The 14,464-nt window shown below is 65.0% G+C and carries 13 protein-coding genes; 2 read left to right on the top strand and 11 right to left on the bottom strand.

Going from position 1 to position 14,464, the window contains the following annotated elements; translation table 11 throughout:
- Nucleotides 1-100 precede the first annotated feature (100 nt).
- Together AC1RQP_RS09335 and AC1RQP_RS09340 are read right to left on the bottom strand one after the other, a co-directional pair.
- On the bottom strand, nt 101-1,402 hold the full coding sequence (locus tag AC1RQP_RS09335) for an RNA polymerase sigma factor (protein ID WP_239627154.1): 1,302 nt from the start codon (nt 1,400-1,402) through the stop codon (nt 101-103).
- Complete coding sequence (locus AC1RQP_RS09340) at nt 1,399-1,767, bottom strand: YciI family protein (protein WP_194389848.1); 369 nt, start codon at nt 1,765-1,767, stop codon at nt 1,399-1,401. The genes AC1RQP_RS09335 and AC1RQP_RS09340 overlap by 4 nt, the downstream gene beginning before the upstream one ends.
- A 139-nt stretch (nt 1,768-1,906) precedes the next feature.
- Here AC1RQP_RS09340 and AC1RQP_RS09345 point away from each other — a divergent pair, with 139 nt between their 5' ends.
- Nucleotides 1,907-2,872, top strand: a complete 966-nt coding sequence (locus AC1RQP_RS09345) for a 2-hydroxyacid dehydrogenase (protein WP_492936700.1) — start codon at nt 1,907-1,909, stop codon at nt 2,870-2,872.
- 64 nt (nt 2,873-2,936) lie between these two features.
- Here AC1RQP_RS09345 and AC1RQP_RS09350 read toward each other — a convergent pair whose 3' ends face one another.
- Nucleotides 2,937-3,581, bottom strand: coding sequence for a TetR/AcrR family transcriptional regulator (locus AC1RQP_RS09350; RefSeq protein WP_492936701.1), 645 nt, complete (start codon nt 3,579-3,581; stop codon nt 2,937-2,939).
- 106 nt (nt 3,582-3,687) lie between these two features.
- On the opposite strand from AC1RQP_RS09350, the gene AC1RQP_RS09355 reads away from it, so the two are divergent.
- A complete protein-coding gene (locus AC1RQP_RS09355) occupies nt 3,688-4,332 on the top strand; it encodes a glutathione binding-like protein (RefSeq protein WP_239627159.1) in 645 nt (214 codons plus the stop codon).
- 122 nt (nt 4,333-4,454) lie between these two features.
- Here AC1RQP_RS09355 and AC1RQP_RS09360 read toward each other — a convergent pair whose 3' ends face one another.
- From AC1RQP_RS09360 to AC1RQP_RS09395, 8 genes are all read right to left on the bottom strand, one after another.
- Nucleotides 4,455-5,222, bottom strand: a complete 768-nt coding sequence (locus tag AC1RQP_RS09360; RefSeq protein ID WP_492936702.1) for a substrate-binding periplasmic protein — start codon at nt 5,220-5,222, stop codon at nt 4,455-4,457.
- Between the two features lie 34 nt (nt 5,223-5,256).
- Nucleotides 5,257-5,592, bottom strand: coding sequence for a c-type cytochrome (locus AC1RQP_RS09365; protein ID WP_492936703.1), 336 nt, complete (start codon nt 5,590-5,592; stop codon nt 5,257-5,259).
- 83 nt (nt 5,593-5,675) lie between these two features.
- Nucleotides 5,676-7,394, bottom strand: a complete 1,719-nt coding sequence (locus AC1RQP_RS09370; protein WP_492936704.1) for a pyrroloquinoline quinone-dependent dehydrogenase — start codon at nt 7,392-7,394, stop codon at nt 5,676-5,678.
- A gap of 327 nt (nt 7,395-7,721) precedes the next feature.
- Complete coding sequence (locus tag AC1RQP_RS09375; protein WP_239627166.1) at nt 7,722-9,026, bottom strand: TRAP transporter large permease; 1,305 nt, start codon at nt 9,024-9,026, stop codon at nt 7,722-7,724.
- Nucleotides 9,027-9,057: 31 nt separating this feature from the next.
- The gene (locus tag AC1RQP_RS09380; RefSeq protein ID WP_492937125.1) at nt 9,058-9,651 is read right to left on the bottom strand and encodes a TRAP transporter small permease subunit; all 594 of its coding nucleotides are present in this window, start codon (nt 9,649-9,651) and stop codon (nt 9,058-9,060) included.
- Nucleotides 9,652-9,661: 10 nt separating this feature from the next.
- Complete coding sequence (locus AC1RQP_RS09385; RefSeq protein WP_492936705.1) at nt 9,662-10,663, bottom strand: TRAP transporter substrate-binding protein; 1,002 nt, start codon at nt 10,661-10,663, stop codon at nt 9,662-9,664.
- A gap of 40 nt (nt 10,664-10,703) precedes the next feature.
- Nucleotides 10,704-12,362, bottom strand: coding sequence for a hydantoinase B/oxoprolinase family protein (locus tag AC1RQP_RS09390; protein ID WP_492936706.1), 1,659 nt, complete (start codon nt 12,360-12,362; stop codon nt 10,704-10,706).
- 2 nt (nt 12,363-12,364) lie between these two features.
- Complete coding sequence (locus AC1RQP_RS09395) at nt 12,365-14,449, bottom strand: hydantoinase/oxoprolinase family protein (RefSeq protein ID WP_492936707.1); 2,085 nt, start codon at nt 14,447-14,449, stop codon at nt 12,365-12,367.
- Between the last annotated feature and the right edge of the window lie 15 nt (nt 14,450-14,464).

Raw genomic sequence — 14,464 nt, forward strand, 5'->3', positions numbered from 1 at the left:
CAGGACGAAGGGGGATGGCTGGGGCCGACAATTCGAAGGCGAAATTATTCTGCCGTCATTCCGGGGCACCGAAGGGTGAACCCGGAATGACGGCGAACCATCACGTCGCCTTCGCACCCTGCCTCGCGCCGCCGTTGGCTTGCTTCGGCTGGCTGTCCCGGATCAGGCGATCGAGATGCATGCGGATGTGGGCGGCTTCGGCCGACGTGTTGGCGAGCGCGATGGCGCGGTCGAAGGCGACGCGGGCCTCGTCGTTGCGGCCGAGCTGCATCAGGAAGGCGCCGCGCACGCCGTAGAAATGGAAATAGTTCGCGAGCTTCGGTGCCAGCGGCTCGATCAGATCGAGCGCAGCCTGCGGCCCGCGCACCTTGGAGACCGCGACCGCGCGATTGAGCGTCACCACCGGTGACGGCTGCACCACTTCCAGAGCGCCATAGAGCAGATCGATCTGCGTCCAGTCGGTCTCCTCCGGCGTCGCTGCCCGCGCATGCAGCGCGGCGATCGCGGCCTGGATCTGATAAGGACCGCTGCGGTGGTGACGCATCGCCTTGTCGATCAGCGCGAGACCTTCCGCGATCATGGTGCCGTTCCACAGCGAACGATCCTGATCGTCCAGCAGGATCAGCGATCCGTCCTCGGCAAAGCGCGCGGCGCTGCGCGCATGCTGCAGCAGGATCAGCGCCGTCAGGCCCATGATCTCCGGCTCGCTCTGAAACAGCCGCAGCAGCAGCCGCGCCAGCCGGATCGCCTCTTCGCAGAGCGGCTTCCTGATCTCGGCGGTGTCGCCGCTCGCCGAATAGCCTTCGTTGAAGATCAGGTAAATCATCGCGGCGACGCCGGCGAGCCGCTCGGAACGCTCGACCGCGCCGGGCGCTTCGAAAGGCACGCCCGCGTCGGCGACCTTCGCCTTGGCGCGCGTGATGCGCTGCTCCATCGCAGCTTCCGAGACCAGGAAGGCGCGTGCGATCTGCTTCACGGTGAGGCCCGAGACGATGCGCAACGCCAGCGCGATCTGCTGCGTCGCCGGCAGCTGGGGATGGCAGCAGATGAACATCAGCCGCAGGATGTCGTCACGATAGTGCGAGCCGTCGAGCCGCTCGGCCACCGCCCCCTCGGCATCATCGAGATCGGAGATGGCCTGGTCGTCCTCCGGCAGCGGCTGCTGCTTGCGGGCGCGGCGCACCTCGTCGATCGCGACGTTGCGGCCGACCATGATCAGCCAGGCCGCCGGATCGCGCGGCGGCCCGTTCTGCGGCCAGGACTTGAGCGCGCGCAGGCAGGCATTCTGAAAAGCCTCCTCTGCGGTGTCGAGATCGCGGAAATAGCGCAGCAGCGCGCCCACCGCCTGGGGTCGCGCCGAGGTCAGCGCAGTCTCGATCCAGGCGGTGTCGGTCTCGCTCACGTCAGATTTCCTCCGGGCCGGAACACGCCCACGGGACGCACCTCGTATGCGCCGCCCGGATTGGCAGAGCCCAGCTCGCGCGCGACGTCGAGCGCATCGTCGAGATTCTTGCAGTCGACGATGTAAAAGCCGAGCAGCTGCTCCTTGGTCTCGGCATAGGGGCCGTCGAGCACCAGTGGCGGGTCCTCCTTGCGCAGGGTCGCCGCCGCGGTCGTCGGCAACAGCCGCGCCACCGGTCCGAGCCGGCCCTGCCTGGTGAGCTTCTCCTGCACCACGGCGAGCTTCTTCATCACGGCCTCGTCCTGCTCCTTGGTCCAGGAGCCGACGAAATCCTCGTCGTGATAGCAAAGAATGGCGTAGAGCATGGGCGACACTTTCCTCGTCTGTTTCAAAGACGCGCCAATATGCCCCGCGCCGACATGGCTGCGGAAAAAATTTGCAAGAAAAATCCGGCAGATCGTGCCAAGGAGAGCCTTCTCAAACGGAACCGACGAGGCACTTCGAATGACCCTGGGCACACTGGCCGTCCTGATCAACAGCACGCAGCAGAACTGGCTGCCGGAGCGCTGGAAGGCCCGGTTCGAAGCGGTCTGCGGGGACCGCCGCGTGGTGCTGCTGCCGGATGCCGGGCTCGACCCGGCGGAGGTGCACTATGCCGCGGTGTGGAAGCCGGTGCCGGGCGATCTCGGTGCGTTCCCCAATCTGCACGCGATCTTCAATCTCGGCGCTGGCGTCGACGCGCTGATGGCGGACAAGAGCCTGCCCGATGTGCCGCTGGTACGCGTCGCCGTGCCCGATCTCACCAATCGGATGACCGAATATGTCGTGCTGCACGTGCTGATGCATCACCGCCAGGAGCTTTACCTCAGGCAATCGCAGCGCGAGAAACGCTGGGAGCCGAGATATCAATGGCCGGCGAGCGCGATCACCGTCGGAATCATGGGATTGGGCACGCTGGGGGCCGATGCGGCCAATGTGCTGCGGCGGCTCGGCTTCCGCGTCGCCGGCTGGAGCCGCAGCCCGCGGACGATCGACGGCGTCGCGTGCTTCCACGGCACTGCGCAGATCAATGCCTTCCTGCGCACGACCGACATCCTGGTCTGCCTGCTGCCGCTGACGCCTGACACAAACGGCATCCTCAACCGCGACGTCTTCACAAAGCTCAACCGCAACAGCCCGCTCGGCGCGCCCGTGCTGATCAATGCCGGCCGCGGCGGCCTTCAGAACGAAGCCGATATCCTGGCCTGCCTCGACGACGGCACGCTGGGCGCCGCCTCGCTCGACGTCTTCGTGCAGGAGCCGCAGCCGGCGGACAGCCGCTTCTGGACCCACCCCAAGGTGGTGTTGACGCCGCACAACGCGGCCGACACCGACGCGGACGCGATCTCGGCCTATGTCGCCGAGCAGATCGGACGGTTCGAGGCCGGCGGAGCGCTGGAGAACGTGGTGGATCGGGCAAGGGGCTACTAAGCCCCTGGATTTCGCCAGCGCTGGCGCTTCAGGCTCGGTGTCTCCGCCTGCCCGCGACGGCAGCCTACGCTTTCGCGCCGACCATCATATCGATCGCCCCCTTCACGATCGCCTCCAGCTCCTTGCGCGGAACGCGGGCGCGCGAACGAACGGCGATGGAGTGCACGGTAGCTGATGCGATCTGTGCCAGCACGGCCGGATCGGCGCTCTCCGGCAACTCGCCCTTCTCCCTGGCACGGCGGAAGCAACTGGCAAAAGCCTTGTCGAGCTCGGTGAGTCCGTCGAGCACCATGGCGCGGATCTCGGGATCGCTCACCGCCTCGGACGCCGCCGTCACCACCGTGAAACAGCCGCGCGGGCCGGTCTCGCCGGAGAGATAGATGTTCAGCGCGGAGGCGAAGATTCGCTCCAGGCGCTGGCGCAGCGGCATTTCCTCGCGAAAGATCGCGGCCATGGAGGCCCGCGCTTCCTCACGGTAGCGCTGGTAGGTCTTGATGTAGAGCTCGCGCTTGTCGCCGAAGGCGCCGTAGAGGCTCGGCCGGTTCATGCCGGTGGCCTCGCTGAGATCGTCGAGCGAGGTGGCCGCGAAACCCTGCTTGCGGAACAGATCGAGCGCCTTGCCGAGCGCGACGTCAGGCTCGTAGGCGCGCGGGCGGCCGCGGCGCTTAGGCTCTGTGGCAGCAGTGGGCGGCTTCGATTTTTGTACCATGTCGCAAATTAATCCTTGACCGCGGATATATTATGCAGGATGGTACAGAAATCAATCTGGCCAGGTTGAGCGACACCCAAAGAGAAATTGCCCAAGGAGGCTACAGATGGATCTCTATTTCTCGCCGCTCGCCTGCTCGATGGCGACACGCGTTGCCTTGTACGAAGCCGGCGCCAAGGCGAACTATCTCGAAGTCGATCCGCCGACCAAGACGGTTTTGAACGACGGTTCCGACTTCCGCACGGTGAATCCGATCGGTCTGGTGCCGACGCTGCGCACCGATGAGGGCGTGGTGCTGACCGAGAACGCCGCAATCCTGCAATATGTCGCCGACCGCTTTCCGCAATCCAGCCTCGGCGCCGCCGCCGGCATCGAGCGCACCCGGCTGCATCAATGGCTCTGCTTCATCGGCACCGAGCTGCACAAGGGCCTGTTCCTTCCCCTGCTCGACCGCAAGGCGCCGCAGGAAACCAAAGCCTACGCGCTGGAAAAGAACCTGTCGCGGCTCGACTATCTCGACAACTATCTGAAGGGCCGCGATTTCCTGCTCGACCATTTCAGCGTGGCGGATGCCTATCTCGCCACGGTCATCAACTGGACCATGGCGACGCCGCCGATCGAGCTTGCGAAATGGCCGAACGTGAAGGCCTACTACGAACGCCTGCGCCAGCGCCCATCGATCGCCAGGGCGATCGCGGAGGAGTTCGAGCTGTACAAGGCCGAGCTCGCGCGGAAGAAGGCCGCGGCGTAACGGAAGCAGCCAAGACAGGAATCCGGAGTCCCCGTTTCCGATTTCACCGGAACGGAAATGGCTGGAAGGCCAGCGACGTCGTCCGTCCCGGCCCGGACGGCGTCGTGCTTGCGTGCAATCGGCTATCTCGGCGCCTGCAGCACGATCCCGTAGCGGCCGTATATGCGATCGATCGTGCCGTCGCTTCGCAGCCGCTCCAGGGCCCGGTCGATGGCTTCGCGCAACGCATCGTCCGGGCGGATCATGCCGACGGCGACATTCCAGTTGAGATCGGCCACGCTCTCATCACGATCCAGGATCCGGAGTGGATTGTCCGGATGCGTCAGGTTGAAATAGCCGGCCGCAGTGGGCGTGACCGCGGCGGCATCGATCTCACGGTTCGACACGGCCTCCAGACTGTCGCTCTCGAAGCCGAAGGTCGACAGGGGCACGCGCCGTTGGCCGATGATCATGGCGGCGATCGATCCGACCTGCACTCCCACCTTGGTCTTTTCGTTGAGGCTCTTGAACGAGGTGAGCGGGCTGGATGACGGCACCGCGAGCGCGACGCCCGTGCGATAATATGGTTTCGAGATCCTCAAACGTGTTTCGCCTTGCGCCTCGCGGTCGGCAATGACGTCCAGAAGAATGTCACAGCCGGCGCTGCGCATCTGGTACTGCGTGATGATCCAGTCGAGCCTCAGCGCCACACCGAGCTCGCGGGCCATCACCTGTCCCAGCTCGACCTGAAAGCCGGGCGGCTCGCCGGTCTTGCGGGCAAAGGGAAGCGAGTTGGGATGCGCGCACAGCCCGATCACGCCGCTCTCACGGATCGCGTCCAGGGTTCGCGCCTGCGCCGGTCCCGGCAGCCCGATGGCGGCAGCGACGATGACCGGCACGATCGCCTTCATTGCATACCCTCATCTGGACGCATCGCGGTCTGGTTCAGCCTTCGCGTGGTTTCAAGGCGCGGATGTACTTGACGATCAGGTCGATCTGCGCGTCGGTGAAAGCGCCATCGAATGCCGGCATCGCGCCTTGCTTGCCGAGCTTGATGCGATTGCGAATGAAATCGTCGTCGCGCGGCGAATTCATCAGTTGCGGCCCCTTGCCGACAGCCCGGCCGCCGTCGGAGTGACAAAACCCGCAAGTTCCCGCGAACACCTGCTCGACCTCGAACGGCGCATTCTCGGGCGCAGGCGCCGCGGATTGTGCTTGAGCCATTGCAGCGCACAGCAACGAGGCGCCGACCGGAACTGTTCTCAAATGCAGCTTCAACACGTCCACTCCATCCCTGAAGCAGGTGGCCGTTGCGATCGGCAAGGAGCGGGCTTGCACCCGCTCCTGCAGATCGTTTGCGGCAACTATTTCAGGCTGAAGACGACGAGCGCGCCGTCGTCACGCGGCATGCTCTTGTATACGCCGCCGAAGTTCGGCGCATATTCGTCAGCCAGCATGCCGCCGAAGCCCGCGGTCACGGCGATATATTGCTTGCCGCCGACGGAGTAGCTGACGATGCCGCCCTGGTGACCGGTGCCGTTGTTGTGCTTCCACAACTCGGCTCCGGTTTCGGCATCGTAGGCGTGAAGGACGCCGCGGGAGTCCGGCACGAAGACCAGATTGCCCGCCGTCGACAGCACGCTTCCAAGCGGCGGCTCGGGATAGCGGACCTCCCATTTCTTCGCTCCCGTTATGGGATCACGCGCGTCGAGATGGCCATAGATCTCGCCGCCGGGAGGAGGCGTCATCTTGAAATCGGCGCCGATGTTGAGCTGGACCTGCGGCGTCGTGACCGGTGTCGTCTTCTGGATGTCCAGCGTCATGCACCATTCCTGGCCGATCTTGTAGTAGAGACCGGTCTTCGGGCTGTACGAGCCGGCGTTCCAGCTGATGCCGCCGCCGATGAACGGACACAGAGGCGGTTCAGTGACTTTCCCGACCGAGAAATCGCGGCGGCCGATCAGTGCGCCGGTCTTGGGGTCGATATCCCTAACGAAGTTGATGTTCTCGACCAGCCGCCAGACGTTCTTCACTTTGAGATTGCGGTCGTAGACGAAGACGAAGCCACCCTTGTTCGGATGGACCACGTATTTCTGACCGTCGCGCTCGAGCATCACGAACTCGCCGACGGAGCTGTCAAAGTCCCAGGCGTCGTGCGGCAGCTCCTGATGATAGAATTTCAGCTTGCCGGTATCGATATCGAGGCCGATCACCGAACTGGTATAGAGATTGTCGCCGGGACGCGCACCTTGCGTCTTGTAGTCGGCGCCCGACCAGTCGTAGAGCGGCGCAGGGTTCGCGGTGCCCCACAGGATGGTGTTGGTCTCGGAATCGTAGGTGCCCGGCATCCAGCCGCCGCCACCGCCGGTGCGCCAGGAATCGTTGCCCCAGGTCTTCATGGCCTCTTCGGTGCCCGCGACCGTCAGGAACTCCCACTTCTTCTTTCCCGTCGTGGCATCGAGGGCGAAGATCGGGCCGCGGCCCGGCCATTCGCCACCTTGCGCGCCGATGATCACGCTTCCCTTCGCGTAAAGCGGCGCGCCAGTAAAGCCGACCGTGAGCTTCTGCGAGTCGATCAGCTTGGTCTCCCAGAGGACCTTTCCCGTCTTCGCATCCAGCCCGAAGACACGCCCATCCATCGTGCCGACGAACACCTTGCCTTCACCGAGAGCTACGCCGCGGTTGTAGGGAGAGTGGGTCTGCCGGCTGATGAGCGCTTCGTCCAGTTCCGGAAAGAACGACCAGATGACCTCGCCGCTCGCGCCATTCAGCGCGAAGACCCGGCTGTAAGAGCCCGAATAATAGAGGACCCCGTCAGCCACGAGTGGCATGGACTGCAGACCGCGCGTCGATCGCCCCGGGATGTGCATCCAGGCCACGCCCAGATTGGCGACGTTGTTCGTGTTGATCTGCGCAATCGGGCTGTAATGGTGGGACTTGTACGAGCCGTGATAGGTGAGCCAATCGTTCTGGCCGGCGGCCTCGATGCGGGCCGTATCCACGGCTTGGGCCGACGCCGCCGACGCTGCAAGTGTCGCAACGACGACGACAGGCAAGGCCGAGCTGAGCCACTGCTTTCTCATTTGCACTTCCTCCCGCTCTTGTGTTTGTTGATTGCGTCTCGTGAGCGCGGCCGCGAGGGGGCATTTGCAGTTCAGTACGCGTCGATCGTCCTCCATCGGACCGAGTCGCCAACAGATATCCCCTCTCTCGGCGGATAGCGCCGAAGGAGCCACGTTCACTGGTGTGATTGCTGTTGTACTTCTGCTTGCCGCTGCAGCTTACGACGGATCACAGGGCGTGCAAACACGGAACGCGCGCAGAAGACGACTTTAACGCACGGGGCGAATTGAAACGGCAGCGGCACTGACCGTTTCGACCTCGATCGGCCAATCCCGGAGCCAAGTGGCTTATCCGTAAAGCACTTTCGGCAATATCGTGACGATGCCGGGCCACAGCGTCAGCAGCAGCACGAAACCGATCATGATCATGAGGTACGGCAGCGTCACGCGGGCGATGTAGCCGAGGCCGTCGTCGGTCAGCCCCTGGATCACGAACAGGTTGAAGCCGACGGGCGGCGTGATCTGCGCCATTTCGACGGCGAGCACGAGGAAGACGCCGAACCAGACCTCATCGAAGCCGGCGCCCTTCACGATCGGCAGCACGATCGGCAGCGTCATCACGATCATCGAGAAGCCGTCGAGAAAGCAGCCGAGGACGAGATAGAAGACGATCAGCACCACGATCAGCATGAAGGGCGACAGGCCGAGCCCCTTGACGAAGGCGGCCACCGCCTGAGGGATGCCGAGGAAGGCTGCGGCATTGCCGAGGATCGATGCGCCGAGCACGATCAGCGCGATCATCGAGCAGGTCACGACCGAGCCGATCAGCACGTCGCGCATGACCTGTTGCGACATCGCGCCTTGCGCCCAGGCAACCAGGGCCGCGCCGAGCACGCCGACGGCGGCAGCTTCCGACGGCGTCGCGAGGCCGCCATACATCGAGCCGAGCACGCAGGCGATCAGGAACAGCGCCGGGGCAAGGTCCTTCAGAGCGGCGAAGCGTTCGCTCCATGGCACCTGCGAGAGTTTGGCTTCCGTTTCCGGCACCATGCTCGGATTGAGGCTCGTATGCAGCATCACCCAGGCCATGAAGGTGGCGGCCAGCAGGAATCCCGGCAGCACGCCAGCCGTGAACAGCTTCAGGATCGAGACGTCGCCGAGCACACCATAGATGATCATGATGTTGGACGGCGGAATCAGGAACCCGAGCGTGCCGGCGCCGGCGAGCGAGCCGATCGCGATGTCGCGGGAATAGCCGCGGCGCAGCAGCTCGTTGAGCGACATGCGGCCGATCACCTGCGTGGTCGCGGCCGACGAGCCCGAGATCGCCGCGAAGATGGTGCAGCCGATCACGTTGACATGCAGCAGGCGGCCGGGCAGCAGCCCGGCCCAGGGCGCCAGTCCCTGGAACAGCGAGCGCGACAGCCGGGTGCGAAACAAGAGCTCGCCCATCAGGATGAACAGCGGCAGCGCGAGCAGCTCCTGCGTGGTCAGGATATTCCAGGCATATTGGGGCAGCAGCTTGTCGAGCGGGATCGAGCGGAACATCGCGAGCAGCAGCGTCGCAGTGAGCGCAAGCGTCAGGCCGATCCAGACGCCGCAGGCCAGCAGCGCAAACAAGATCGCGAACAGGGCGACGACTTCGATGGTCATGCGATCTTGGATCCGGGAGGGAGCAAAGCGATCATTCGACGGGCGAGGCCTTCATGCGATGATCCTCCAGCGGCAGGCCGAACGCGGCCTGGACCGCGCGTGCCAGAAACTGGAGCGTGAGCAGCAGCATGCCGAAGGTGACGACGGCTTCCGGAAACCACAGCGGCGTGTCGCTCGAGGTGGAGACCTGGCCGCGCACGAACGCGGCCCAGGCGAATTTCGCCATGGCCGAGGTCAGGAACGCCATGAAGGCGAAGCCGGCCGCCGCCGAGAGAATCTCGAGCGCGCGCTGCACCGGCGCCGGCACGTTCTTCAGGAGCAGCACGACGCGGATATGGCCGCCGACACGCAGCGTCATGGCGGCTCCGAAAGTGAAGGACGCCGCCATGAGATAAGAAGAGTATTCCCACGCGATCGAGATGCTGGGCGGGAAGAACGGCAGGAAGTTCGAGAGGAAGCGGGTTGCGACCTCGCAGAGCATCAGCAGCGTCAGCATCAAGAGACAGCCGCCGCCGATCCAGCCGTCGAGCCGGCCGAGGCGATCGATTCCGTCGAGCAGGATGCGCAGCGGCGCTGGCGCCGCTGCATTCAGGCTCTGCGGAGCTTCGGGCGAGATGCTCACCACGACATCATCCTCAGCCACGCTTCATTTCGGCGAGATAGGCCCGCACTGGCTTGTCGGCGGCCGGCACGCGCTTGAGGAAGGCGTCGAGCTGCGGCGCAGTCTTGGCCCGGATGTCCGTCATCATGGCTTGCGAGACCGGCACCACCTCCATGCCGCCTTCCTTCAGGCGGTTGAGGCTGTCGACGTCGGCCTTGAGCGAGTTGGCCCAGAAGCCCGGCTCCATCTTCGCCGCGATATCCGCAACCAGCTTCTGTTGATCGCCGGAGAGAGCCTTCCAGGAATCGAGATTGACGGTGAGCATCTGCGACGACCAGACGTGGTTGGTCGGGTAGACGTATTTCAGGAATTCCCAGAACTTGCCGTCGACGCCCGACACCGACGAGGTGGAGACGCCGGCCACGGCGCCGGAAGCGAGCGCGGGAATCGTCTCGCCCCAGGGGATCATCACGGCCGCCATGCCGATCGCATTCAGCATGTCGACCGCGTTCTTGTCGGGCACGCGGATCTTGATGTTCTTCAGGCCCTCGACGTCGGCGACCTTTGCCTTCAGATGCAGGTACTGCGTCGGCCAAGGCACGATGTAGAGGATCTTCTGGTTGTTGCGCGCCGCGATCTTCTCGTATTCGGGCCGCACGTATTTGTGCAGCACCTTGAGCTCGTCCACCGAGCCGCAGAGGAAGGGAATGCTCTCGACGCCCATGAACGGCTCGTCGCCGACCTGCTGGATGTTGAGCACGTCGGCCAGCGGAACCAGACCGTCGCGCACGGCGCGCAAGTGCTCGGGGCCCTTGAAGCCGAGCTGACCACCCGCTTTTACGGTGATTGCGACCGAGCCACCCGTCTGCTTCTTCACCTCCTCCGCGAAGGCCATCGCGTTCTGGGTGTGGAAATTGCCGTCGGGCCACACCGTCGACATGTCCCAGCTCACCGTTGCCGCCCGCGCACGGGTGGAGATGTGGCCTGCGGCAAGCAGCGTCGCTGCGCCCACGGTGAAATTCCTTCGCGTGATCATTTGCACCCCTCCGTTTGCTCCGCGCACGACGCCCGAGGCGTCACCGCGAGTACCCATAAACTGCGACCGCCTTGTCGGCGGACACGAGCCCGCTTTCGACGTCGTCATTGACCGCCGCGCGCTCGCGCTTGGCGGGATCGCCGATGCCGGCGCCGCCGGGTGTCAGCACCACCAACCGATCGTCCGGCGGCACCTGCTGAAAGCCCTTCCCTCGCAGCTTCTTTCCGGACTTGAGGCCGACATAGCCGGCCTCGCCGTCCCGGCCGCCATCGCGGCCGCGCGGCGGATGATCGATGCGGTCGAACGCAGCGAGAATGTCGAACGGCGCATCGACGCCGCTGCCGACTTCGATGATCTGACCGAGGCCGCCGCGGGTGCGCCCTGCCCCGCCGGAATCCGGACGCAGCTCCTTGCGCCAGAAGATCAGAGGCGTCTGCGTCTCCGCGATCTCGACCGGCGTGCCGCGCACGCCGCTTGGGTAAGCGGTCGCGGACAGCCCGTCCTTGCCGAAGCGCGCGCCGGTGCCGCCGTTGGAGGTCACCGCCATGGAGAACCCGTAATTGCCGCCGACGCCGCTTCGCGTCTGCCCGCGCACGTTGAGATTCCACAGGCACGAGGTGCCTTCCGCAGGCACGCGCTCGGGAATGATCTGGCGCAGACAGCCGAACACGACGTCGGGCAGCATCTGGCCGATGACGTGACGCGAGGCGACCGGCGCCGGCTTCGGCGCATTGAGGATCGCGCCCGCCGGCGCCGACACCGTCAGCGGCGAGAGCGAGCCGGCATTGTTCGGGATCTGCGAGGCGACGACGCAGCCGAGGCCGAACACGGTGTAGGCGGTGGTGTAGGACAAGGGCACGTTGATGCCGAACTTCGAGGCGGCAGAGGTGCCGTCGAAATCAACGTGTATGCCTTCGTCCGAGATCGTCAGGGTCGCAGCCAGCGTCACCGGCGCGTCATAGCCGTCGACCACCATGGTATTGCGCCAGCTGCCCTTCGGCAGCTTGGCGATCTCGGCGAGCACGGCCTCGCGCGAGCGGTCGCAGATGTAATCGCCGAGCTCGTCGAGCGTGTCGATGCCGAACTCGGTCATCATCTCGACCAGGCGTTCGCAGCCGACGTCGTTGCAGCCGGCGAGCGAATAGGTGTCACCCTCGGTGTCGATCGGCAGCCGTGTATTGGTGCGGATCATCGCCATCAGCGTCTCGTTGACGACGCCCTGGTCGATCAGCTTCAGCATGGGGATGTAGAGCCCCTCCATGAACACGTCGGTGGCGTCGGGCCCGAAGCCGATGCCGCCGATATCCATGAGATGGCTGGTGCAGGAGAACAGCGCCACCGGCTTGCCATCCTTGAAGCAGGGCGTGGTGACGACGAAGTCGTTGAGATGGCCCGTACCCATCCAGGGGTCGTTGGTGATGTAGGCGTCGCCTTCCTTCATCGTCTCGATCGGGAAGTGAGCGATGAAATGCTTGACCGATTCCGCCATCGAGTTGACGTGGCCGGGCGTGCCCGTCACCGCCTGCGCCAGCATGCGCCCCTCGAGGTCGAACACGCCGGCCGAGAGGTCGCCGCATTCGCGCACGATCGGGCTGAACGCGGTGCGGAGCAGCACCTGCGCCTGCTCCTCGACCACGGCGATCAGCCGGTGCCACATGATCTGAAGGTCGATCAGGCTCGCGCCATTTGCCTTGCTCATGATCAAGCCGCCTTCCGTTCCATGACGATGCTGCCGGCACCGTCTATATGGGCGTCAAAACTGTTGGAGACGAAGGTCGAAGTCTCGTCCTCCGCGATCACGGCGGGACCCGCAATCGTCGCGCCGGGCGCCATGTCCTCGCGGCGATAGAGCGGGATCTCGATTACTTCGCCCGCGCGGCCGTCGAAGAACTTGCGACTGCCGGCCGCCTTGGCCGCAGGCATGCGTGCGACGGAAGCGACGGTGGGCGGATTGCGCGCCTCGGTGGTGGCGAGCACCGACCAGCTCAACACCTCGATGGCAGCCCCCGGAATCGGCCGTTCGAACATCGCCGAATAATCCGCCTCGAACTTCTGGCGCAGACCGGCGAGATCGGCGGTCGCCAGCCGCCGGTTCGGCAGCTCGACCGATATCTCGTGGCCCTGGCCGACATAGCGCATGAAGGCGGCGCGGCGCTCCCGCACCGGTGCACCGGCTGCGCCGGGCTCCACCAGCGCACGCGCTTCGGTCACCATCTCCTGCAAGAGGTCAGAGACGGCCTCGGTGTCGAAGTCATCGAGCCGGACATGACGGCTGCGCACCAGCTCATAGGCGATGGGCGCAGCCAGGAAGCCGACGGCCGAGCCGACACCGGCATTCGATGGCACAATCACGCGGGAGACGCCGATCTTCTCGGCGACACGGGCCGCATGCAGCGGCGCGGCACCGCCGAAAGCGATCAGCGTGTGCTGACCGATAATCTCCCCGCGCTCAACCGCATGCACGCGCGCCGCGCTCGCCATGTTCTCGCAGACGACTTCGTGGACAGCATAGGCCGCAGTTTCCGCGGACAGGCCAAGCGGCTCGCCGACGTCCCGCAGCAGCGCCTGCTTCGAAAGCTCCGGGTCGAGCTTGATCGTGCCGGCCGCAAACGCATCGGGATCGATCATGCCGAGTGCGACGTCCGCATCCGTCACGGCCGGGCGCTGACCGCCGCGGCCATAGCAGGCGGGCCCCGGCTCCCAGGAGGCGCTCTCGGGACCGACGGTGACGCGCTTCATCGCGTCGACATGCGCGATCGAACCGCCGCCGGCGCCGATCTCGACCATCTCGATGACGGGAATGCGCACCGGCAGGCCGGAGCCCTTGAGGAAGCGCGCGGCGCGATCGACCTCGAACACGCGCGAGGTCTCGGGCTGGTACTTTTCGATCAGACAGATTTTCGCGGTAGTGCCGCCCATGTCGAAGGAGAGCACCTTGCTCTCGCCGAGACGCGCCGCGATCTGGGCGGCGAAGATCGCGCCGCCAGCGGGACCGGATTCGACGAGACGCACCGGAAAGCGTCGCGCGGTCTCGATCGAGGTCACGCCTCCGCCGGAGGTAACGAGATAAATGGCGCCGCGAAACTGCTCGACCTGCAAGGCATCGGCCATGCGGGCAAGATAGCCATCGATCAGCGGCTGCACATAGGCGTTGGCGACCGCAGTGGATGTGCGCTCATATTCCCGGATCTCGGGACAGACTGCCGACGATGCAGTCACGGAGATGCCGGGCATTTCATCACTGATGATCGCGGCCGCGCGACGCTCATGCTCGGGATTGGCATAAGAGTGCAAGAACGCGATCGCGACGCTCTCGACCTTCAGCTCACGCAATCTCTGCGCGAGTGCGCGCACCGCCGCTTCGTCGAGCGGGAGACGAACGGCACCATGGGCGTCGATGCGCTCGGGCACCGTGAAGCGCAGGCTGCGCGGCGCCAGCGGCTTCGGCTTGTCGATGCCGAGGTCATATTGGTCGTAGCGGCTTTCGGTGCCGATATCGAGCACGTCGCGGAAGCCCTCGGTCGCGATCAGCGCGGTCTTGGCGCCGCGGCGCTCGATGATGGCATTGGTCGCGAGCGTCGTGCCATGAATGAAGACGTCGATGTCGCTGATGTGGGCACGTGCATCGGCAAGAATGAGGCGCATGCCGTCCAGTACGGCGTGCTCGGGGCGCTGCGGAGTGGTCAGCACCTTGCGGGTTTTTCGATCTTGCCCCACGTCCAGCACGATGTCGGTGAACGTGCCACCGATATCAACGGCAAGCCGCACCTCGGCTCCCTCAAGCATTCCAAATTCTCCGTG

The organism is Bradyrhizobium sp. GW821-FHT13H06, assembly GCF_058803975.1.